This is a genomic window from Streptomyces sp. NPDC005728, assembly GCF_040630895.1.
GTDB lineage: Bacteria > Actinomycetota > Actinomycetes > Streptomycetales > Streptomycetaceae > Streptomyces.
In genome coordinates this window covers 33,656-53,650 of record NZ_JBEXYL010000066.1, presented here as the reverse complement: position 1 = coordinate 53,650, position 19,995 = coordinate 33,656, and the positions used below count along the sequence as shown (strand labels likewise).

Genomic DNA, 19,995 nt, shown 5'->3' with positions numbered 1-19,995 from the left:
CGCACGAGGCCGGAGAGGTGACGGGCGGCGTCGGCGTATCCGTCGGGGTCGCGGTCGGTGCGGGTGGAGGTGAACACGACGGCGTAGTAAGGGGGCAGACCCCCGGCCGGGTGTGACTCAGCGCACCGGCCCGGTTGCCGTTAATCCCCGTGCTGTGCCTGTCCGGGGGCAACCCCCAGACCCCCGGCCGGGTGTGACCCAGCGCACCGGCCCGGTTGCCGTTAATCCCCGTTAACCTGCTGCGCATGACCGTGAATCTCGAAGTCGCCGAAGGTGTCGGAACCCTGCGACTGGACCGTCCGCCCATGAACGCGCTGGACGTCGCCATGCAGGACCGGCTGAAGGAGCTCGCCGAGGAGGCCACGCGCCGCGCGGACGTGCGCGCCGTGGTGATCTACGGCGGCGAGCGGGTGTTCGCGGCGGGCGCGGACATCAAGGAGATGCAGGACATGGACCACGCCGCGATGGTCCTGCGCGCCCGCGCCCTGCAGGACTCCTTCACTGCCGTGGCCCGCATCCCCAAGCCCGTCGTCGCGGCCATCACCGGGTACGCGCTCGGCGGCGGCTGCGAGCTGGCCCTCTGCGCGGACTACCGGATCGCCGCCGACAACGCCAAGCTGGGCCAGCCCGAGATCCTGCTCGGTCTCATCCCCGGCGCCGGCGGCACCCAGCGTCTGCCCCGGCTGGTCGGCCCCTCCAAGGCCAAGGACCTGATCTTCACGGGCCGTCAGGTGAGGGCCGACGAGGCCCTCGCGATCGGCCTGGTGGACCGGGTCGTCCCGGCCGCCGAGGTGTACGAGCAGGCGCACGCCTGGGCGGCGAGGCTGGCCCAGGGCCCGGCGATCGCGCTGCGTGCGGCGAAGGAGTCGATCGACACCGGTGTGGAGACCGACCTCGACACCGGGCTCGCCGTCGAGCGGAACTGGTTCGCGGGTCTGTTCGCCACCGAGGACCGCGAGCGGGGCATGCGCAGCTTCGTGGAGGAGGGGCCGGGCAAGGCGAAGTTCCTGTGAACTTCACCCGTGAACTCCCTCCGCAGGGCTTGTAGTTGACGCGTTGTCTGATCGGGGTCCCTCGATGGGGCGGTTTATGGGAGCCTTAAGGCACCCTTAAGCCTGCCTCGTCGAGGGAGTCCGACGATTGCCCGGAAGTGAGCCGTCGCCGCAGGTCAGCCGGGCTGCTACAGACCCTGACATGCCTTCGGCATATGCTGGCGGGCCGGAGCGGAACCGGGGCGTACAGGGGGCGTATTCCTCCGGAACGGCCACGGAGACGGCTCCGGACGGCCATCATGGGGGCATGGCGGGGCTGGAGGGCATCGAACAGCCGCGGGGTCACAGCCGTGCGGCCGCGGCGCGTTGGTCGCCCGCGGTGGAGGACGAACGAGCGCTCCAGGCGCTCGAACTGTTCGGCAACCCGACGGAGGCGGAGGTCCCGCTGCCGTCCCGCCCGGAGTCCGCCGCCACCGCGCGTCGGCTGGCCCAGATCGTCGTGCTGCGGCAGTGGGGGCTGACCCCCAAGATGACCGAGGACGCGGTCCTGCTCGTCTCCGAACTCGTCGGCAACGCCGTACGGCACACCGGGGCCCGGATCTTCGGCCTCCGGATGCGCCGCCGCCGCGGCTGGATCCGCGTCGAGGTCCGCGATCCCTCCCGCGGGCTGCCCTGCCTGATGCCGGTTCAGGAAATGGACGTCAGCGGCCGCGGCCTGTTCCTGGTGGACAAGCTGTCCGACCGCTGGGGCGTCGACCTCCTGCCCCGCGGCAAGACCACCTGGTTCGAGATGAGGGTCGCCGACCGCTAGGGCCTGTCCGGAGTCGGCCTGATCCGTCGGAAAGGCCCGAGGGCGGATCCTGCCCCCGCGACCCGGAAATGTCCCTCGATCAGGCCAATCGGCGATTTTCTTACCTGTCGCCCCTTAAATGGTGCGAGTGACCACGACCAACCGACGCGGAGCGCTGCGCGCGGGTGCCGGGCTCGTCGCCGGGGGCGCGCTCGCCACCGGTTGCGGTGCGGGCCGGGACGCCCTGTCCGCCGCGACCCCCGGGTCCGCTCCGCCCGCCCGCGCGTCCGGCCACCCCACTGCCACCTCCCACGCCGCCCCCGCACCCCGCGCCTACCCCGGGCAGCCCGCCCAGATCACCCACGGCCCGCGCACCCGCCCCCAGGTCGCCCTCACCTTCCACGGCCAGGGCGACCCGGACTCCGCCGAGTCCCTGCTCAACGCGGCCGAACAGCGCGGTGCCCGGCTCACCGTGCTCGCCGTCGGCACCTGGCTGGACGAACACCCGGGTCTCGCCCGCCGCATCCTCGACGGCGGCCACGACCTCGGCAACCACACCCAGCGGCACGTCTCCGTCAACGACCTGGCCGAGCCCGAGGCCCGCAAGGAGATCACCGACTGCGCCGAGCGCCTGACCCGGCTCACCGGCTCCATCGGCACCTGGTTCCGCCCCTCCCGCTCTCCTACTGCCTCCGCGCTGGTCACCCGCCTCGCCCGTGCCGCCGGCTACCCGCACGTGCTGTCGTACGACCTCGACTCACTCGACTACACCCGCCCCGGCGCCGACGCCGTCACCCGCAAGGTCCTAGCAGAGGTACGCGGCGGATCGGTGGTGAGTCTGCACTTCGGCTACCCGGACACGGTCGCCGCCCTCCCCGCCGTACTCCACGAACTCGACCGCCGCGGGCTGCGCGCGGTCACCACCACGGAGCTGCTGAGCTGATGCAACCCACGAAAGCCGCCCGGCTCCTGGCCGCCGGAGCCGCCCTCACCGCCCTGGCCCTGCTGTCCGCCTGCGGCGGCGGCACCCCGCAGCACGAGAACGAGGCCCTCGCCAGCAAGGCGCCGGTCCAGCCGCAGGCGAAGAAGCAGCAGGAGGACGTGTTGCCCGGGATGCCCCCGGTGCAGGACCCGCACGACCTCTACGCCGCCGACCGCCCGGGCCTGCTCTCCCCGGCTGTCAAGGACTTCCCGTCCCGGGTGTACGTCCCCAACACCAACTCCGACACCGTCACCGTCATCGACCCCGAGACCTACCGCATCATCGAGACCATCCCGGTCGGCCGGCAGCCCCAGCACGTGGTGCCGTCCTGGGACCTGAAGACCCTCTGGGTCAACAACGACCTCGGCAACAGCCTCACCCCCATCGACCCGAGGACCGGGAAGGCCGGCAAGCCGGTCGCCGTGCACGACCCGTACAACCTGTACTTCACGCCCGACGGCAAATACGCGGTCGTCATGGCCTCCATGGACCGTCAGCTCGTCTTCCGCGACGCGCACACCATGAAGGTCGTGAAGTCCGTCCCGGTCAGCTGCTACGGCGTCAACCACGCCGACTTCTCCATGGACGGGCGGTACTTCATCGTCTCCTGCGAGTTCAGCGGAGAGCTGCTGAAGGTCGACACCGCGCGGATGGAGGTCCTGGCCCAGCGGAAACTGCCCCTGCACGGCGCGATGCCGCAGGACGTCAAGATCTCCCCGGACGGCAAACTGTTCTACATCGCCGACATGGCGGCCAACGGCGTGTGGATCCTGAACGGGGACACCTTCGCCGAGCCGGCGTTCCTCGCCACGGGCAAGGGCGCCCACGGGCTGTACATCAGCCGGGACTCCCGCGAGATGTACATCTCCAACCGCGGCGAGGGAACCATCTCCGTCTTCGACTTCCCCCAGAACCGGCTCACCAAGAGGTGGCACCTGCCCGGCGGCGGCAGCCCCGACATGGGCGGGGTCTCGGCCGACGGCAAGGTGCTGTGGCTGTCCGGCCGCTACAACTCCGAGGTGTACGCCATCGACACCCGCACCGGCACCGAACTCGCCCGTATCAGGGTCGGCAGCGGCCCGCACGGCCTCGCCGTCTACCCGCAGCCGGGCCGCTACTCACTCGGGCACACCGGCATCTTCCGCTGAAGCAGCAGCTCCGCGCCCACCGGACGGTACCCGGCCGCCTGGAACGCCCGCATGCTGCGGGCGTTCCCCGGCGCGACCTGCGCCCACAGCGGCTCCGTCGCGAGCTGCCGGGCCGCCGTCACCAGCGCCCGCCCCAGCCCCCGGTGCCGTACCCCCTCGTCGACCTCGACGGACACCTCCAGCCGGCCGGCGACCCCGCGCCCCATGACCAGCACGCCGCCGTCCGCCGTCCACGCCCGTATGTCCTCGCGCCGCCGGCGGGCATAGGCGCCGCGCGGATGGCCGGCGTCCTCGATCTCCGTCAGCGTGAGCGGTGGCGCGCCGGGCAGCGGGGAGCCGACCAGGACCGCGTCGACGGTCTCGCACCTGCGGCCCGTCCGGGCCAGGAAAGCCGCCAGGAAGGCGGGGTTCATCGTCGCCGCGAGGGGATCGCAGTCCACGGCGCCCAGGGCGTCGTACACCCAGTGCGGGTCCTCGTCCGTGAAGACGACGGAGTGCGCGGTGAAGGACATCACCCCCGCGTCCCGGCAGCCGTGCTGCGGCACGACCGTCGTACGGCCGTCCGCCGGCGGGAAGACGCCGTGCGCCGCCGCGTCGAGAATGTCCCGCAAGGTCTCCAACCCGCGCTCCTTGAGTCTCCACCGACTGGAAGGCCCAGACTCGCAGACGTGCTGCATTCCATGGGGGAAGACCCCCCCAACCCCCCGTACGACGGCACCGGACTTCTCACCATCGGTGAGCTGGCCCGGGCCACCGGCCTGACGGTGCGCACCATCCGCTACTGGTCCGACGAGGGCGTCCTGCCCCCGGTGGGCCGGTCCACGGGCGGCTACCGGCTCTACGACGCCGCGTCCGTGGCCCGCCTCGAGCTGATCCGCACCCTGCGGGAGCTGGGGCTCGGGCTGGAGGACGTGCAACGGGTGCTGGCCGGTGAGCGGACCGTGGCCGAGGTCGCCGCCACCCATGTGGCGGCGCTTGACGCGCAGATCCGCTCGCTGAAGGTGACACGGGCGGTGCTGTCGAGCGTGGCACGACGGGGTTCGAGCGCGGAGGAGATGACCCTGATGAACAAACTGGCACGGCTGTCGGCCGCTGAGCGGCAGCGGATCATGGAGGAGTTCGTGGCCGAGACGCTGCACGGGCTCGACACGGTCGACCCGGACATCCAGGAGCGGATGTGGCGCACCGCCGTCGACGTGGCGGAGAATCCGACGCCCGAGCAGGTGGACGCCTGGGTGGAGCTGGCCGAGATGCTCCAGGACCCGGAGTTCCGGGCACAGATGCGCCGCGCGGTCGAGTTCAACGCCGCGGACCGGGAGCCCGGGGCGCCGCGCGGGCAGTCCCTGTGGTTCGCGAAGCGCCTGGTGGAGCTGGTGGGCCCGGCGCGCGAGCGCGGTACCGAACCCGGCGCGCCCGAGGCCGAGGAGGTGCTGCGGGAACTGTTCGGCGACGCCGACCGGACCGCTGTACTGGAACGCATGACGGCCGGCTTCAACGAGCGGGTCGCCCGCTACCGCGAACTGCTCGCCGTGGTGAACCGGCAGCCCGCGCCGCCGCACGCCGAGGACTTCGCGTGGGTGGTCGCCGCACTCCGTGCGCGCGCGGGCCGTTAATCTGACCTGCGTCAGTACGCCAGCACGGCATGAGAAACACGAATAAAAGGGGCGGATCGGTGGCGGACATCGAGGAAGCACGAAAGCAGTTCCAGCGGATCGACGCGGACGGTGACGGATTCATCACCGCCGCCGAGTTCAAGTCCGCCCTGGCCCAGGAGGGTGACTGGAACGTCACCGAGACGGTGGCCGCGGCCATCATCAGGACCCGCGACCTCAACGGCGACCAGGTCCTGTCGTTCGACGAGTTCTGGGCCTACCTGAGCAAGTGACACGACCGAAGGGGGTGCCCGTCCCGCGCGGAGGGCACCCCCTTTGTCATGTGTCGCGCGTCAGTGCCGCACAGCGTGACCGTGTCCGCGCGTCCTCCCGCGGCTCGCCGGGGTCCGCGGGGCCGCTCCAGGTGCCGTCGGGCGGCAGCCGTACGGACATGACACCAAGACAGAAGGACATGGAGCGTCTTCCCGGCGGGGCCTAGCGTCGGCGGCATGACAACTTCCGCACGCACAGTGCTCTTTCACGAAACCGGCGGCCCCGACGTACTCACGGTCGAGGAGGTCGAGCTGCCGGATCCCGGCCCGGGGGAGGTGCTGGTGAAGGTCGAGGCGCTCGGCCTCAACCGCGCCGAGGCGCTCTTCCGCCGGGGTGCGTACCACTACCAGCCGACCTTCCCCGCCTCCCGCAACGGCTACGAGGCGGCGGGCGAGGTGGAGGCGGTCGGCGAGGGGGTCACCGCCTTCGCACCGGGTGACCCGGTCCTGTCGGCGGCCAACTTCGAACTCAGCGCCCACGGCGTCCACGGCGACCGGGTCGTCCTCCCGGAGAGCGCGCTCGTTCCCCGGCCCGCCGGGGTCGACCCGGTCACGGGGGCGGCGGTCTGGCTGACGTACACGACGGCGTACGGCGCACTCGTGGAGCGGGCCGGTCTGGTTCCCGGGCACCACGTGCTGATCACGGGCGCGTCCAGCGGGGTCGGCACCGCGGCCGTGCAGGTCGTCCGCCGGGCGGGCGCGGTCCCGGTCGTCACCACCCGCACCGAGGCCAAGCGGCAGCGGCTGCTCGACCTCGGCGCGGAACACGTGATCGTCAGCGACGACGAGGACGTGGTCGAGGAGGCCAGGCGGCTGACCGGCGGGCGGGGCGTGGACATCGTCCTCGACGCGATCGGCGGCGCCGGGTTCGCCGAGCTGGGCGGCGCGGTCGTCAGGGGCGGAACCCTGGTCGTCTACGGCTGGCTGGACGAGGGGCCCGTCCTGCTGCCCCGGCAGTGGCCGCTCACCGTGCACGGCTACGCCAACACCCTCCTCACCGGCACCGCCGAAGGCCGCCACCGGGCCGCCCACTACCTGGCCGCCGGCCTCACCGACGGCACCCTCCGGCCGGTCGTCGCCGAGGTCTTCGACGGCCTCGACCGGATCCGGGACGCCCACCGGCTGATGGAGTCCAACCGGCACACAGGCAAGATCGTCGTACGGGTCTGAGAGGGTTCGTTCTTTTGCCGTAACGCAGGAATAGCCCCGTTTCCGGGGAGGTTGTCGCCGATGACGGAAGCATGCACATGCATCGATCCTGGAAGGGTCTGCCATGAAGATCGGCATCATCGGCGCGGGCAACATCGGCGGCAACCTCACCCGGCGGCTCACGGCCCTCGGCCACGACGTGTCCGTGGCCAACTCGCGCGGCCCCGAAACCCTCGGGGAACTGGCCGAGGAGACCGGTGCGACCCCGGTCCCGGCGGCGGAGGCGGCCAAGGGCGCCCAGGTCGTCGTGGTCACCGTCCCGCTGAAGCGGATCCCCGACCTCCCCGCCGGCCTGCTGGACGGCGCGGCCGAGGGCGTCGCCGTGATCGACACCGGGAACTACTACCCGCAGCAGCGGGACGGCCGGATCGCCGGCATCGAGGACGAGGGCCTGAGCGAGAGCCGCTGGACGGAACGGCACCTGGGACACCCCGTGATCAAGGCCTTCAACGGCACCTACGCCCAGGACATCCTGGACCGCCCCCGCCCGGCCGGCGACCCCGAGCGCATGGCCCTCCCGGTGGCCGGCGACGACGAGGCCGCGAAGCGGGTCGTCCGTGACCTCATCGACGAACTGGGCTTCGACACGGTCGACGCGGGCGGGATCGACGACTCCTGGCGCCAGCAGCCGGGCACCCCGGTGTACGGCCTCCAGGCGGGCTTGGAGGCCGTTCGAAAGGCCCTGACGGAGGCGTCCCCGGAACGCCTGGCGGACTTCCGGGGCTAGGTTCCTCTCCCGCCGCTAGGACGTGGCCCACTTGCGCAGGGCGGCCCGGTCGGCGAAGGCGGCCACGTTCTTGTCGTGGGGCTCGCTGCTGTACTGGTGCAAGCGCCACTTGGCCTTGATGCGGGGGTGTCCCGCGCTCACGTAGTCGGCGATCCAGAGGCCGTCGCCGGCGTACGAGGTGACGTCCACGTTCAGCCAGTACTCGCGGTTCGCGTAGAGCAGGACCTTGTTGTGGGGGCGGAGTTCTTTCACCTTCCGGATGAAGAGGTCCTTCTCCGCGTTGCTGGCGTGGGTGCCCTCGCTGGTCGTCTCCCAGTCGACGGCTAGCAGGTCGCCCGCCTTCTCGGGGGCGTGCCGGACGAAGTACTCGGCCTGGGCGGTGATGTGGCCCGGCCACAGGAAGTGGTAGAAGCCGACGACGAGTCCCGCGTCGCGGCCGTGCTTGGTCTGGGCCGAGAGTCTCGGGTTGACGTACGAACGCCCCTCCGTCGCCTTGATGAAGACGAAGGAGAGGCCGTCCGTGTCGTACGACGACGACTGGTACGCGCTGACGTCAATGCCGTGGAGCATGGGGCACTCCCTGAGTGTCAGTGGGGTGACAGGAGTTGACTGGTGTATGCCCCACCTTGGCACGGGTGATCCGCCCGTGTACCCGGAATATCAGCCTCGGGCCGTCACCGAACTCAGCACTGATGCCGGCTTGGTCGACCAGTCAGAGGTGATCAGGCTCGCGTGGTCCCCGGCCAGCAGAGAGAGCCGGGCGGCGACTTCGGCGTCCGTGGGAGCGGTCGAGGAGATCGCCGGGGCCACGCCGTCGGCGCCCGTCGTGATCAGGATGTAGTGGTTCGCGGAGTAGAACGAGGTGTCGTACCCGTTGTTCACGTACGTCGCCGCGTCCCCGTCGAAGAACACGAACCAGGGGCGGATCGAGGCGTCGTAGCGGCTGGTGCGCGGGTCGCCGTTCTGGGCGCCGAGCACGGCCGGGAAAGCCTGCGCCTCGCCGATCTTCCCCGCCGCGTACAGGTCGCGCAGATGGTCGCCGTACTCCTCGTCAGTCCAGTAGTGGTCGAACGGGTTGGCCTGCTCGACCGTGCCCGGGATCAGCTCGAAGAGGAACTTGCCCCTGAGGGAGTCGCGGGTGGGCCAGGCGTCGGCCCTGGCCGCCGCGTCCAGGGAGGAGTGGGTGCCGCCCAGCAGGTCGGCCGGCTTGTACACGCTGCTGCCGAGCTTCTGCGACACCAGGGTGTCGAACTCGTCCGGGCCCATGCCGCCCTTGTCGTTGAACCCGACCTTCAGCTCGACCTTGAACACGATCGGCGGGTGGTCGGGGTGGAGCTGGTTCCAGGCCGCGATGTTGTCGAGGCAGCTGCCGAGGTCCTGGTTGCGGTTCTTGCTGTACAGCTCGCCCGGTGTCTTCGCGGCCTCGCAGTTGTTGTCGTTGCCGAACGGGTTGCTGTGGCTCACCCGCCACCTGTGGGTCAGGCTGTCCACGTACACGTCCAGCTCCAGCAACGAGGCACCGGAGTCCAACGCCTGGGCGAAGTACGTGTACTTGGCCTTGTCGTAGGCGTTGTGCGTTCCGATCGCCGTCGTCCCGGAGAACTTCGGCTCCGCCGCGTGGGCGTGTGCCGGTACCGCCACCAGCAGGGCGGCGGTACCCAGGATCGTCGCCGCCCGTCTCACCGCACGAACCGTACGCATGCCTGAACTTCCCTTCGCTGTCGCCGAGTTGGCGGCAGCGTAGGGGGCATCGGTTACCGAGCGGTAGCCCCTGGAGGAACAGCGCCCTCATGGTTCCGCGCAGCGGACGCCTCAAGGGGTGGCGCGGTCTGACGACTCAGGTGCGCTCCCTGCGGCCCGGGGGGAATTCATTGCCGTCGCAGTCGGAGACCGTCGCGAACCAGGACGTGGCCCAGACGGTGAGGCAGTCGGTCTCGTGGATCACCTCGAAAGGGTGGTCATTCCACGTCCCGTACGAGGTGACGTACACAGCCTCCCGGGCTTCAGCCAGTAGTCCTGCCCGAACGGCTCGAGCCACAGCTGCACATGCTCCTTGCCGTCGTTCTGCACCAGTAGCGGCACCGGGTTCCCCAACTGCTGGATTGCCTCGAAGCCGAGGTCCCCGGCCTGGGGCATGTTCGTCTTCAGCGGATCGACGATCCGGTCGATTTCCGCCCGCCGGGCCGAGTCCTGTCCGTCCACGTGATCATTGTGACCACGCCTCGCGGCCGAGAACAGCCCGGCGACGAACCGGCCTGTGGGTTCATCGCCGTCCGCTACGAGTGGCTGCGACCGGCACGGACCCGATATGTCCTAGCCGTTGATGTCGAGCGCGGTTCCGTACAGCCGGTCCACCTTCAACCGGATGACCACCCGACGCTCTGCGACCAACTGCTCCAGGAACGCTTCTTCATCCTCGGGCTTCGCGGCCTTCGGGATCATCCCGAGCAGTTCCCGGCCCACCGCGTCACCAGGAACCGTCGTGATCTCGGAGACCTCGGCCTCGCCTTCGGCGACGGCGAACGACCACACGTCGCCGCCCTCGGAGCAGGCGTTCCAGTCGTAGTCGTCGTGGTGCTCGGGCAAGTGACTGTGCGTGGTATCGGTCGTGTCGATGTCGTCCAGGTAGCTGGGCGCATCCTCGATCGCCAAGTGCAAAAGCCGTGGCCGACCCGGCATCGCACTGCGTCAGATCTTGATCACACGTACGCCGATGTCGCACAGCATCAGGAGGTCCTCGGGGTCCGACGTGAGGACGGTCGCGGGGGAAGGGGAGGCCAGTGCGGTGGCGGCCACGATCGCGTCGAGGGCGTATTTGTGACCGTGCAGGCCGGCTGCGGCGAGGAGCTTGCCGGCGTGGCGGGCGATGGCTTCGGTGGGCGGGACGACGTTCACGCGGGGGACGGCGTAGTCAAAGCGGGCCTGGCTGATCCTGGGGTCGCGGGCTTCGACGAGGGTGACGGAACTGGTGACGACGCGGATGTCCTCCGCCTCGGCGGCGGCCAGCCACTCGGTGAGTTCGGGTGTGCGTCGTACGAGTTTGGACAGGCCCTCGCAGTCCAGGACGAGGGTGCCGCTCACGCGGCGTCCGCCGAGCCTGCGTTGTCACCGCGCAGGACGGCTCGCTTCGCCTCGACCGCTGCCTGGTGCACGGGGCCGTGTTCGGCTTCCGCGTCTTCGATGAGTTCGCGTAGCCGGTCGCGCTCCAACTGGCGCTGGATGAGGGCTTCGACGTAGGCGGACATGCCTCGCTTGCCCGTGCGTGCTCTGAGGGCTGCGATCGTGCCTTCGTGGAGCGAGACGGAGACGGGGCGGACGGGCCCTTCGCCGGGAGCCGGAGAGGTAGCCATGCGGCAAGTTTGACAAGACTCTTGTTATTGGGCCTGGGTGATTCTGCCCTCCGCCGCCACTCGGACGCCGGCGGTCCGACAAGCGCTGACTGCTGCGAACCCCCACGTCAGCGGCCAATCCAGTGGCGTTTTCCCGGGGACTTTTCGGGGACCTTCACGCCTGTCCCGGGGACTTTTCGGGGGACTTCCCGCCGCGTAAGCAGGCAAGGCCCCGACAGCGCCGAGACACGAACGCGCTGGTCAGGGCCTACTTCCTCAGCACTCGATGATGTTCACCGCGAGCCCGCCCCGGGCCGTCTCCTTGTACTTGACGGACATGTCCGCGCCGGTGTCCTTCATGGTCTTGATGACCTTGTCCAGGGACACCTTGTGGGAGCCGTCGCCGCGCATCGCCATCTTGGCGGCCGTGACCGCCTTCACGGCGGCCATGCCGTTGCGCTCGATGCACGGGATCTGGACCAGGCCGCCGACCGGGTCGCAGGTCAGGCCGAGGTTGTGCTCCATGCCGATCTCGGCCGCGTTCTCGACCTGCTCCGGGCTGCCGCCCAGGACCTCGGCCAGTGCGCCCGCGGCCATGGAGCAGGCGGAGCCCACCTCGCCCTGGCAGCCGACCTCGGCGCCGGAGATCGAGGCGTTCTCCTTGAAGAGCATGCCGATCGCACCGGCGGCCAGCAGGAAGCGGACCACGCCGTCCTCGTCGGCGCCGGGCACGAAGTTGATGTAGTAGTGCAGGACCGCCGGGATGATGCCGGCCGCGCCGTTCGTGGGGGCGGTGACCACGCGGCCGCCCGCCGCGTTCTCCTCGTTCACCGCCATCGCGTAGAGCGTGATCCACTCCATGGCGTGCGCCAGCGGGTCGCCCTCGGCGCGCAGCTGGCGGGCCGAGACGGAGGCGCGGCGGCGGACCTTCAGACCGCCGGGCAGGATGCCCTCGCGGGACATGCCGCGCTGGACGCACTCGCGCATCACGCGCCAGATCTCCAGCAGGCCGGCCCGGATCTCCTCCTCCGTGCGCCAGGCCCGCTCGTTCTCCAGCATGAGGGAGGAGATCGACAGGCCGGTCTCCTTCGTGAGGCGGAGCAGGTCGTCGCCGGTGCGGAAGGGGTACTTCAGGACCGTGTCGTCCAGCACGATGCGGTCCGCGCCGACCGCGTCCTCGTCCACGACGAAGCCGCCGCCGACCGAGTAGTACGTCTTGGAGAGCAGTTCGGTGCCCGCGGCGTCGTACGCCCACAGCGTCATGCCGTTGGCGTGGTACGGGAGCGCCTTGCGGCGGTGCAGTTTCAGGTCCGCGTCGAAGTCGAACGTGATCTCGCGCTCGCCGAGCAGGCTCAGCCGCCCGGTCGCCTTGATGTCCTCCACCCGCTGGTCCGCGTTCTCCACGTCCACCGTGCGCGGCGAGGCACCCTCCAGGCCGAGCAGCACCGCCTTGGGCGTGCCGTGGCCGTGGCCGGTCGCGCCGAGCGAGCCGTACAGCTCGGAGCGTATCGACGTGACGGACTCCAGCAGCTCTTCGTTGCGCAGTCGCCGCGCGAACATGCGCGCCGCGCGCATCGGGCCGACCGTGTGGGAGCTGGACGGGCCGATGCCGATCGAGAACAGGTCGAAGACCGAGATGGCCACGGGGAACTCCTCAATGCGGGGTGGTGCGGGGGGGGGGGAGGGTGCCCCACTCACCTTCCAGTGTGCGGGGCACCCCTCAAAAAGGAACTACTTGTTCAGACCGGGGTACAGCGGGTGCTTGTCGGCCAGGGCCTTGACCCGGGCCTTCAGGGCCTCCGCGTCGGCCTCCCCGAAGGGGGAAGGCGCCTTCAGTGCCTCGGCGATCACGTCCGCGACCTCGGCGAAGTCCTCGGCCGTGAAGCCGCGGGTCGCGAGGGCGGGCGTGCCGATCCGCAGGCCCGAGGTGACCATCGGGGGGCGCGGGTCGTTCGGGACGGCGTTGCGGTTGACCGTGATGCCGACCTCGTGGAGACGGTCCTCGGCCTGCTGTCCGTCCAGCTCGGAGTCGCGCAGGTCGACCAGGATCAGGTGCACGTCGGTGCCGCCCGACAGGACGTTCACACCGGCCTCGCGGGCGTCCGGCGCGGTCAGCCGCTCGGCGAGGATCCGCGCGCCCTCGACCGTACGGCGCTGGCGCTCGGCGAACTCCTCCGAGGCGGCGACCTTGAAGGACACCGCCTTGGCCGCGATCACGTGCTCCAGGGGGCCGCCCTGGAAGCCCGGGAAGACGGACGAGTTCAGCTTCTTCGCGAAGTCCTTCTTCGCGAGGATGATGCCGCCGCGCGGGCCGCCCAGCGTCTTGTGGGTCGTGGAGGTGACCACGTCCGCGTGCTCGACCGGGTTCGGGTGGAGACCGGCGGCGACCAGGCCCGCGAAGTGCGCCATGTCGACCCACAGGTACGCCTCGACCTCGTCGGCGATCCGGCGGAACTCGGCGAAGTCCAGCTGACGCGGGTACGCCGACCAGCCGGCGATGATCACCTTGGGGCGGTGCTCCTTGGCGAGGCGCTCGACCTCGGCCATGTCGACCAGGCCGGTCTCGACGTCCACGTGGTAGGCGACCACGTTGAACTGCTTGCCGGAGAAGTTCAGCCGCATTCCGTGGGTCAGGTGGCCGCCGTGCGCCAGGTCCAGGCCGAGGATGGTGTCCCCGGGCTGGGCCAGCGCGAACAGCGCAGCCTGGTTGGCGGAGGCGCCGGAGTGGGGCTGCACGTTGGCGTACTCGGCGCCGAACAGCTCCTTGATCCGGTCGATGGCGATCTGCTCGGCGACGTCGACGTGCTCGCAGCCGCCGTAGTAACGGCGGCCCGGGTAGCCCTCGGCATACTTGTTGGTGAGGACCGAGCCCTGGGCCTCCATCACCGCGAGCGGCGCGAAGTTCTCGGACGCGATCATCTCCAGCGTGGACTGCTGGCGGTTCAGCTCGGCGTCGACCGCCGCGGCGATCTCCGGGTCCAGCTCGTGCAGAGGCGTGTTCAGGACAGTCATTCGGCTACGACTCCTCAGCTGCCGGAAAACTCGGTGTACTCGTCGGCGGAGAGCAGGTCGGCCGGCTCGTCCGTGACGCGTACCTTGAACAGCCAGCCGCCCTCGAAGGGGGCCGAGTTCACCAGCGACGGGTCGTCGACGACGTCCTGGTTGGTCTCGGTGACCTCACCGGTCACGGGGGAGTACAGGTCGCTGACCGACTTGGTCGACTCCAGCTCGCCGCAGGACTCGCCCGCGGTCACCGTGTCGCCGACCTCGGGGAGCTGGACGAAGACGACATCGCCGAGCGCGTTGGCCGCGTGCTCCGTGATGCCGACCGTCGAGACGCCGTCCTCGGCGCCCGACAGCCACTCGTGCTCCTTGCTGTAGCGCAGCTGCTGGGGGTTGCTCATGGCCTGAATTCTCCTGTACGCGGGGGACTGCTGATGAATGGGGGACTGCTGGGCCTGCTGGTGGGCATGCGGCATGTGCGCAGCGTCACGTCACATGGACGGACCGCGCCCAGTGTCTACTTCTGGCGCTTGTAGAACGGCAGTGCCACGACCTCGTACGGCTCGTGGCTCCCACGGATGTCCACACCGACGCCCTCGGTGCCCGGCGCCGCGTGCGCGGCGTCGACGTACGCCATGGCGATCGGCTTGCCCAGGGTGGGGGAGGGGGCGCCGGAGGTGACCTCGCCGATCACCGTGCCGCCCGCGACCACCGTGTACCCGGCACGCGGCACGCGGCGGCCCTCGGCGACCAGGCCGACGAGCACCCGCGGCGGGTTCTGCTCGGCCCGGGCGGCGGCCTCGGTGAGCGCCTCGCGGCCCACGAAGTCACCCTCCTTCTCGAACTTCACCACCCGGCCGAGGCCGGCGTCGAACGGCGTCAGCGACGTGGTCAGCTCGTGCCCGTACAGCGGCATGCCCGCCTCCAGGCGCAGGGTGTCCCGGCAGGACAGGCCGCACGGCACCAGGCCGACGCCCTCGCCCGCCTCGGTCAGGGCCTGCCACAGCTGCACCGCGTGCTCCGGCTTCACGAACAGCTCGAAGCCGTCCTCGCCGGTGTAGCCGGTGCGGGCGATCAGTGCGGGGACGCCGGCGACCGTGCCGGGCAGGCCCGCGTAGTACTTCAGGCCGTCCAGGTCGGCGTCCGTCAGGGACTTCAGGATGCCGGGGGACTCGGGGCCCTGGACCGCGAGCAGCGCGTAGGCGTCACGGTCGTCGCGGACCTCGGCGTCGAAGCCGGCGGCGCGCTCGGTCAGCGCGTCCAGCACCACCTGGGCGTTGGAGGCGTTGGCGACCACCATGTATTCGGTCTCGGCCAGCCGGTAGACGATCAGGTCGTCCAGGATGCCGCCGTCGGCCTGGCAGATCATGGTGTAGCGGGCGCGGCCGACACCGACGGAGGCGATGTTGCCGACCAGGGCGAAGTTCAGCAGGTCGGCGGCGCGCGGGCCGGTCACGGTGATCTCGCCCATGTGGGAGAGGTCGAAGAGGCCGGCCCTCGTGCGCACCGCGAGGTGCTCGTCGCGCTCGGAGCCGTAGCGCAGGGGCATGTCCCAGCCGGCGAAGTCGGTCATCGTCGCACCGAGCGAGCGATGCAGGGCATCCAGGGCGGTGTGACGGAGTTCGGTACTGCTCATCGGTCGGTCGTCTCCCAGGGCAGGCTGACGGGCGAGGAACGTTCCTCCCCATCTGTCATCGGAACCTGAGAGGTTCGCCATGACCACGGACGTGATCACGGCTTGCACCTTGGGTGGAGCCACTTCACAGCGGCCCGCTTTTCAGATGTGCCTCGCCCGCGCGGTAACGGGGGCCTGAGAGATTCAAGGGAGGGACTTGCTCCTTCGGCGCCCCAGCGAAGGCTGCTGGGGACTCTCCCGCGCGGATTCAAGCGGCCGGTATGCAGTTGGCGCGCACATCATTGCATGCCGCGCCCCCGCCCGTCAGGGCCCGCATCTGTAACCGACCTGTGGCAGTAAGCGCACCGAACCACTGGACACAGCGCATTACCTTCTCTTTACATTTGAAGGGCATGGGTTCCCCAAGCCCACAGGGGAGGACGATCACGGTGAACAGGACCACGGCCTACGCCACCACCGGCCTCGCGGTGCCGAAGCAGCCCTCCGCCCCGGCCCGCGAGCGCTGCGCCGACCGCCCGGCCCCGGTCGTGCGCGACCTGCGCGACCGCGCCGGCCGCAGTCCGCACGCCCTGCTCTTCGGCCCCCGCGACCTGGTGGTGATCACCGGGCTGCCCGGCAGCGGCAAGTCCACCCTGATGCACCGCGCCGTCCCCGGCCACCGCATCGACTCCCAGGACGCCCGCGACCGCTGGGCCGCCCGCATGCCCCGCCGCCTGCCGTACGCGCTCTACCGCCCGCTGGTCCGGCTCGCCCACTACGCCGGACTGCGCCGCGCCCTGGGCACCGGTGAGGGGGTCGTCGTGCACGACTGCGGCACCCAGTCCTGGGTGCGCGCCTGGCTCGCCCGCGAGGCCCGCCGCCGCGGCGGCACCCTGCACCTGCTGGTCCTCGACGTCACCCCGGGCACCGCCCGGGAGGGCCAGCGCGAGCGCGGCCGCGGCGTGTCCCGGTACGCCTTCCGCCGCCACCGCCGTAGCACCGCCCGTCTGCTGCGCGCGGTGGAGCGGGGCGAGCTGCCCGCCGGCTGCGGCTCGGCCGTGCTGCTGGACCGGGACGCGGCGGACGTCCTGCACCGCATTGCCTTCCCCGGCTGATCGGACCGCCCGCTGTCACCGGTACCCGCTAGCCTTTCGATCCACAGCATGGTTCCCAGCAGGCGGTAGGCAGATGGACTTCCCGGCGGACACTCCCGCGGACTTCCCGGCACAGGCACACCCCCACCCGCACGGCGGTTGGCCCGGCAACGAGCTGGAGGAGGTGCTCTCGGCCTCCCTCGGCATACCCACCGCCGGCGCCCGGATCATCGAGGTCCTGGGCCGCAGCTTCCTCTGGATCCCGCTGCCGGGCGGCGGCGGCCCGCACAGCGGCCCGCTGGACCTGCCCACCCTGGAGATCGAGGGCCAGGTGTACGTCCCGGTCTTCAGCTCCGAGGAGCAGCTCCGCCAGGCGGCCGGCTCCCACATGTCGTACACCATCGCCCCGGCGGTGGAGTTCGCCCGCGGCCTGCCCCCGCAGGTCGGCCTCGCCGTCAACCCCGACGGCGTGGTCGGCATCCCGCTCCCGCCCGAGGCGGTGGCCGAGCTGTGCCGCGCGGGCCGCACCCCGCTGGACGGCCCCGGCACCGGCGGCCGGGTCCGCCTCTTCGAGCCCGACTGGCAGGACGACCCGGTCGACTTCCTCTCCGCCGCCTCCGCCGAGTTCGCCGCGACAGGCGTGGTCCTCAGCGCCCGCCGCTGCCTGGCCGCCGTCGAGACGGCCGACCCGGTGATGTTCGTGGGCGTGGAACTCTCCCAGTGGGAGGGCGACCTGCGAGCCCTGCCCCTGGACGCCCTGGGCAAGGCCCTGGGCAAAGTTCCGGTCAAGTGGCCGGTCAACCTGGTCCTGCTCGACGTGGCCCAGGACCCGGTGGGCGACTGGCTGAAGACAAACGTCCGCCCCTTTTACCAGTACGGCCACTGAACGCACCCGCACTCGCCGGCGAACACGAGGTCCCGAGCTGCCGGGCGCTTAAGCTGTGTCCGAACGCGGGGCAAGAATTGAAGGGGCGGTAAGACAGGTGAGCGCGAGCCCAAGCGGCAGCGTCGAGCACATGCTGCGCCAGGTCACCCCCGGGCGCTACGACGCCTACGAGGCACTGCTGCGCGCCCTCGCCACCCCCTCCTCCGGCCAGATCTGGATGCTCCTGTGGCACGGCCAGGCCGGCTCGCCCGATGCCCAGTACGGGAACATGGAGGTCGAAGGCTTCAGCTACGCCCCCTGTGTGACCTCCGCACAGGAACTCTCGGCAAGTGGCTGGAACCGCTCCTACGAAGTGGTCGACGGACTTGACGTGGCCCGCACCCTCTACCCCGACCACTACGGCCTCTGGCTCAACCCGCACGCCCCGGGCGGCGGCGTCGGCATCCCCTGGCTGGACCTGCGCCGGCTCGCCACCGGCCTGGACCGCCAGCCCGCCGGCCCGCTGCGCCTCGCGGAACCCGGCATCGAGATCCCGCAGTTCTACGCCCTGCTCGCACAGAACGCCCACCGGACCCCGGCGCTGCGCTCCCTGCGCCGCGCCTGGGTGCAGCCCGCGCTCGGGGCGCCGTACCTCGCCATCGGCCTCGACGTGTACGACACCTCGCCGGCCGCGGTCGACTCGGTGCGCGCGATGATGCAGCAGTCCGTCGGCGCGGTCCCGGACGGGCTGCCGGTGTCGACCGTCGCGATGACCGACGACTACGACCCGGTCGTGATGTGGATGAGGGCCAACGCCCGCCCCTTCTACGACCGCGAGGCCCACCCGGCCGCGCCCCAGCCGCAGCTGCAGGCCCCGCCCCAGTCCCAGGCGCCGGTCGCCGGGTACGGCTATCCGCCGGTGCACGGCGGCTACTGATCAACGGGCCCGCGCGGGCCTGTTCTTGGACCGGGTTGCAGAATTTACTGTCTCCAGACACTTCTGCGCGCGTAGAAGAGCGTCGATCCACCCGAAACGCACGGAATCGCCGGTCTGTCCCAAGTGTCCCTCGTCCGATGGCCGTTACCCACTGATCGGATAACGGAATCCCCAGGACAGCATCACGGTTGCGCATACTTTCTCCGCCAGCTCTGGCGGGTGATCGCGACCACGCTGAAGACTCGCGACTCAGACACGAGACCGATGGCCTCGTGATCGATGGCAAGTCGACAAAGCCGCAATCCGCGGCAGGCGCAGGCCGGTCACCACCGGCGAGAGGGGTCGCACATCGTGACCGCACCGATCGAGACCACCGGGGCGGCAGCCGAGGCGCAGCCGGAGGCTGTGCTGGAGGGTGCCGGTAAGGGGCAGATCGAGGGTCGTTCCCTGGGTCAGATCGCCTGGTCCCGGTTCAAGCGGGACAAGGTCGCCGTCGCGGGCGGTGTCATCGTGATCCTGCTGATCCTTCTCGCCGTCCTCTCGCGCCCCATCCAGGCGCTGTTCGGCCTCGACCCCAACGCCTTCCACCAGGACCTGATCGTCCCCGACACCTCGCTGCCCAAGGGCAGTTGGGGCGGCATGAGCATGGACCACCCGCTCGGCGTGGACCCCAAGTTCGGCCGGGACATCGCCACCCGCGTCCTGGAGGGCTCCTGGGTCTCCCTCGTGGTCGCCTTCGGAGCCACGATCCTCTCCAACGTGATCGGCGCGATCATGGGTGTCGTGGCCGGCTACTACGGCGGTCGGGTGGACTCGATCATCAGCCGACTGATGGACACCTTCCTCGCCTTCCCCCTCCTGCTCTTCGCGATCGCCATCTCCGCCACCCTGCAGGGCGGCGCGTTCGGCCTCAACGGACTGCCGCTCCACCTGAGCGTGCTCATCTTCGTCATCGGCTTCTTCAACTGGCCGTATCTGGGCCGGATCGTCCGCGGCCAGACCCTCGCCCTGCGCGAGCGCGAGTTCGTCGACGCCTCCCGCGGCATGGGTGCCAAGGCTCCCTACATCCTGTTCCGGGAGCTGATGCCCAACCTGGTCGGCCCGATCATCGTCTACTCGACGCTGCTGATCCCGACCAACATCCTCTTCGAGGCGTCCCTGAGCTTCCTCGGTGTCGGCATCCAGCCCCCGCAGGCGTCCTGGGGCGGCATGCTCCGCGAAGCGGTCACCTACTACCAGGTCGATCCCCAGTACATGATCGTTCCCGGTCTCGCCATCTTCGTGACCGTCCTGGCGTTCAACCTGCTCGGTGACGGTCTCCGAGATGCTCTCGACCCGCGCAGCCGCTGAAGCCTGCCGCCGAGAGTCCAAAAAGTTTCC

22 protein-coding genes, 1 pseudogene and 1 riboswitch are annotated in these 19,995 nt (G+C 70.4%); of the genes and pseudogenes, 12 read left to right on the top strand and 11 right to left on the bottom strand.

Annotation, left to right across the window (positions count from 1 at the left end):
- Positions 1-245: 245 nt before the first annotated feature.
- The 4 genes from ABZ471_RS33520 (at position 246) to ABZ471_RS33505 (ending at position 3,912) form a co-directional block, all read left to right on the top strand.
- Positions 246-1,013 carry an enoyl-CoA hydratase-related protein gene (locus tag ABZ471_RS33520; protein ID WP_359071784.1) on the top strand — a complete coding sequence of 256 codons (768 nt, stop codon included), beginning with the start codon at positions 246-248 and terminating at the stop codon, positions 1,011-1,013.
- 286 nt (positions 1,014-1,299) lie between these two features.
- Positions 1,300-1,803, top strand: coding sequence for an ATP-binding protein (locus tag ABZ471_RS33515; RefSeq protein ID WP_359071783.1), 504 nt, complete (start codon positions 1,300-1,302; stop codon positions 1,801-1,803).
- 118 nt (positions 1,804-1,921) lie between these two features.
- A complete protein-coding gene (locus tag ABZ471_RS33510) occupies positions 1,922-2,725 on the top strand; it encodes a polysaccharide deacetylase family protein (RefSeq protein WP_359071782.1) in 804 nt (267 codons plus the stop codon).
- Complete coding sequence (locus ABZ471_RS33505) at positions 2,725-3,912, top strand: beta-propeller fold lactonase family protein (RefSeq protein WP_359071780.1); 1,188 nt, start codon at positions 2,725-2,727, stop codon at positions 3,910-3,912. Before ABZ471_RS33510 ends, ABZ471_RS33505 begins: the two co-directional genes overlap by 1 nt.
- Here the strand turns inward: ABZ471_RS33505 and ABZ471_RS33500 are convergent.
- A complete protein-coding gene (locus ABZ471_RS33500; RefSeq protein WP_359071778.1) occupies positions 3,879-4,532 on the bottom strand; it encodes a GNAT family N-acetyltransferase in 654 nt (217 codons plus the stop codon). The genes ABZ471_RS33505 and ABZ471_RS33500 overlap by 34 nt on opposite strands.
- A 60-nt stretch (positions 4,533-4,592) precedes the next feature.
- On the opposite strand from ABZ471_RS33500, the gene ABZ471_RS33495 reads away from it, so the two are divergent.
- From ABZ471_RS33495 to ABZ471_RS33480, 4 genes are all read left to right on the top strand, one after another.
- The gene (locus ABZ471_RS33495; protein ID WP_359071776.1) at positions 4,593-5,525 is read left to right on the top strand and encodes a MerR family transcriptional regulator; all 933 of its coding nucleotides are present in this window, start codon (positions 4,593-4,595) and stop codon (positions 5,523-5,525) included.
- A 59-nt stretch (positions 5,526-5,584) separates the two neighbouring features.
- Positions 5,585-5,797, top strand: coding sequence for an EF-hand domain-containing protein (locus ABZ471_RS33490; protein WP_359071775.1), 213 nt, complete (start codon positions 5,585-5,587; stop codon positions 5,795-5,797).
- Between the two features lie 216 nt (positions 5,798-6,013).
- On the top strand, positions 6,014-7,006 hold the full coding sequence (locus ABZ471_RS33485) for a zinc-dependent alcohol dehydrogenase family protein (RefSeq protein WP_359071773.1): 993 nt from the start codon (positions 6,014-6,016) through the stop codon (positions 7,004-7,006).
- An 88-nt stretch (positions 7,007-7,094) separates the two neighbouring features.
- Complete coding sequence (locus tag ABZ471_RS33480; RefSeq protein WP_359071788.1) at positions 7,095-7,772, top strand: NAD(P)-binding domain-containing protein; 678 nt, start codon at positions 7,095-7,097, stop codon at positions 7,770-7,772.
- A 15-nt stretch (positions 7,773-7,787) separates the two neighbouring features.
- Here the strand turns inward: ABZ471_RS33480 and ABZ471_RS33475 are convergent, their stop codons facing one another.
- The 10 genes and pseudogenes from ABZ471_RS33475 to gcvT all read right to left on the bottom strand — a co-directional run bounded on the left by ABZ471_RS33475 (position 7,788) and on the right by gcvT (position 15,740).
- Complete coding sequence (locus ABZ471_RS33475; RefSeq protein WP_359071772.1) at positions 7,788-8,342, bottom strand: GH25 family lysozyme; 555 nt, start codon at positions 8,340-8,342, stop codon at positions 7,788-7,790.
- 90 nt (positions 8,343-8,432) lie between these two features.
- Complete coding sequence (locus ABZ471_RS33470; protein ID WP_359071770.1) at positions 8,433-9,473, bottom strand: phosphatidylinositol-specific phospholipase C domain-containing protein; 1,041 nt, start codon at positions 9,471-9,473, stop codon at positions 8,433-8,435.
- A gap of 240 nt (positions 9,474-9,713) precedes the next feature.
- The gene (locus tag ABZ471_RS33465) at positions 9,714-9,974 is read right to left on the bottom strand and encodes a hypothetical protein (protein WP_359071768.1); all 261 of its coding nucleotides are present in this window, start codon (positions 9,972-9,974) and stop codon (positions 9,714-9,716) included.
- A gap of 111 nt (positions 9,975-10,085) precedes the next feature.
- Positions 10,086-10,316: pseudogene (locus ABZ471_RS33460) on the bottom strand (PPOX class F420-dependent oxidoreductase); the annotation flags it as partial.
- Positions 10,317-10,460: 144 nt separating this feature from the next.
- Positions 10,461-10,853 carry a PIN domain-containing protein gene (locus ABZ471_RS33455; protein ID WP_359071767.1) on the bottom strand — a complete coding sequence of 131 codons (393 nt, stop codon included), beginning with the start codon at positions 10,851-10,853 and terminating at the stop codon, positions 10,461-10,463.
- Complete coding sequence (locus ABZ471_RS33450) at positions 10,850-11,122, bottom strand: hypothetical protein (RefSeq protein ID WP_359071765.1); 273 nt, start codon at positions 11,120-11,122, stop codon at positions 10,850-10,852. The genes ABZ471_RS33455 and ABZ471_RS33450 overlap by 4 nt, the downstream gene beginning before the upstream one ends.
- Before the next feature lie 255 nt (positions 11,123-11,377).
- Positions 11,378-12,745: an L-serine ammonia-lyase gene (locus ABZ471_RS33445; protein ID WP_359071763.1), complete on the bottom strand. Its 1,368-nt coding sequence runs from the start codon at positions 12,743-12,745 to the stop codon at positions 11,378-11,380.
- A gap of 87 nt (positions 12,746-12,832) precedes the next feature.
- Positions 12,833-14,113 carry a serine hydroxymethyltransferase gene (glyA, locus tag ABZ471_RS33440; RefSeq protein ID WP_359071761.1) on the bottom strand — a complete coding sequence of 427 codons (1,281 nt, stop codon included), beginning with the start codon at positions 14,111-14,113 and terminating at the stop codon, positions 12,833-12,835.
- Between the two features lie 14 nt (positions 14,114-14,127).
- Entirely contained in the window at positions 14,128-14,505 is a 378-nt protein-coding gene (gcvH, locus tag ABZ471_RS33435) for a glycine cleavage system protein GcvH (RefSeq protein WP_359071759.1), read from the bottom strand.
- 116 nt (positions 14,506-14,621) lie between these two features.
- A complete protein-coding gene (gene gcvT / locus ABZ471_RS33430; protein WP_359071757.1) occupies positions 14,622-15,740 on the bottom strand; it encodes a glycine cleavage system aminomethyltransferase GcvT in 1,119 nt (372 codons plus the stop codon).
- A gap of 151 nt (positions 15,741-15,891) precedes the next feature.
- Positions 15,892-15,990: riboswitch (glycine riboswitch) on the bottom strand.
- A gap of 178 nt (positions 15,991-16,168) precedes the next feature.
- Between gcvT and ABZ471_RS33425 the strand changes: the two genes are divergently transcribed.
- The 4 genes from ABZ471_RS33425 (at position 16,169) to ABZ471_RS33410 (ending at position 19,965) form a co-directional block, all read left to right on the top strand.
- Positions 16,169-16,834 (top strand): AAA family ATPase, encoded by a 666-nt coding sequence (locus tag ABZ471_RS33425; RefSeq protein ID WP_359071755.1) that lies wholly within the window; start codon positions 16,169-16,171, stop codon positions 16,832-16,834.
- A 73-nt stretch (positions 16,835-16,907) separates the two neighbouring features.
- Positions 16,908-17,699 (top strand): enhanced serine sensitivity protein SseB, encoded by a 792-nt coding sequence (locus tag ABZ471_RS33420; RefSeq protein ID WP_359071754.1) that lies wholly within the window; start codon positions 16,908-16,910, stop codon positions 17,697-17,699.
- Positions 17,700-17,796: 97 nt separating this feature from the next.
- Positions 17,797-18,615, top strand: a complete 819-nt coding sequence (locus ABZ471_RS33415) for an enhanced serine sensitivity protein SseB C-terminal domain-containing protein (protein WP_359071752.1) — start codon at positions 17,797-17,799, stop codon at positions 18,613-18,615.
- Positions 18,616-18,966: 351 nt separating this feature from the next.
- Positions 18,967-19,965 carry an ABC transporter permease gene (locus tag ABZ471_RS33410; protein WP_359071750.1) on the top strand — a complete coding sequence of 333 codons (999 nt, stop codon included), beginning with the start codon at positions 18,967-18,969 and terminating at the stop codon, positions 19,963-19,965.
- Positions 19,966-19,995 lie beyond the last annotated feature (30 nt).

What these genes read in the sequence shown, in the direction of transcription:
- ABZ471_RS33450 (WP_359071765.1), bottom strand. Translation starts at nt 11,122, where the DNA reads ATGGCTACCTCTCCGGCTCCCGGCGAAGGGCCCGTCCGCCCCGTCTCC.
- ABZ471_RS33475 (WP_359071772.1), bottom strand. Translation starts at nt 8,342, where the DNA reads ATGCTCCACGGCATTGACGTCAGCGCGTACCAGTCGTCGTCGTACGAC.
- ABZ471_RS33470 (WP_359071770.1), bottom strand. Translation starts at nt 9,473, where the DNA reads ATGCGTACGGTTCGTGCGGTGAGACGGGCGGCGACGATCCTGGGTACC.
- ABZ471_RS33420 (WP_359071754.1), top strand. Translation starts at nt 16,908, where the DNA reads ATGGACTTCCCGGCGGACACTCCCGCGGACTTCCCGGCACAGGCACAC.
- gcvH (WP_359071759.1), bottom strand. Translation starts at nt 14,505, where the DNA reads ATGAGCAACCCCCAGCAGCTGCGCTACAGCAAGGAGCACGAGTGGCTG.
- ABZ471_RS33495 (WP_359071776.1), top strand. Translation starts at nt 4,593, where the DNA reads ATGGGGGAAGACCCCCCCAACCCCCCGTACGACGGCACCGGACTTCTC.
- glyA (WP_359071761.1), bottom strand. Translation starts at nt 14,113, where the DNA reads ATGACTGTCCTGAACACGCCTCTGCACGAGCTGGACCCGGAGATCGCC.
- ABZ471_RS33505 (WP_359071780.1), top strand. Translation starts at nt 2,725, where the DNA reads ATGCAACCCACGAAAGCCGCCCGGCTCCTGGCCGCCGGAGCCGCCCTC.
- ABZ471_RS33510 (WP_359071782.1), top strand. Translation starts at nt 1,922, where the DNA reads ATGGTGCGAGTGACCACGACCAACCGACGCGGAGCGCTGCGCGCGGGT.
- ABZ471_RS33515 (WP_359071783.1), top strand. Translation starts at nt 1,300, where the DNA reads ATGGCGGGGCTGGAGGGCATCGAACAGCCGCGGGGTCACAGCCGTGCG.
- ABZ471_RS33485 (WP_359071773.1), top strand. Translation starts at nt 6,014, where the DNA reads ATGACAACTTCCGCACGCACAGTGCTCTTTCACGAAACCGGCGGCCCC.
- ABZ471_RS33520 (WP_359071784.1), top strand. Translation starts at nt 246, where the DNA reads ATGACCGTGAATCTCGAAGTCGCCGAAGGTGTCGGAACCCTGCGACTG.
- gcvT (WP_359071757.1), bottom strand. Translation starts at nt 15,740, where the DNA reads ATGAGCAGTACCGAACTCCGTCACACCGCCCTGGATGCCCTGCATCGC.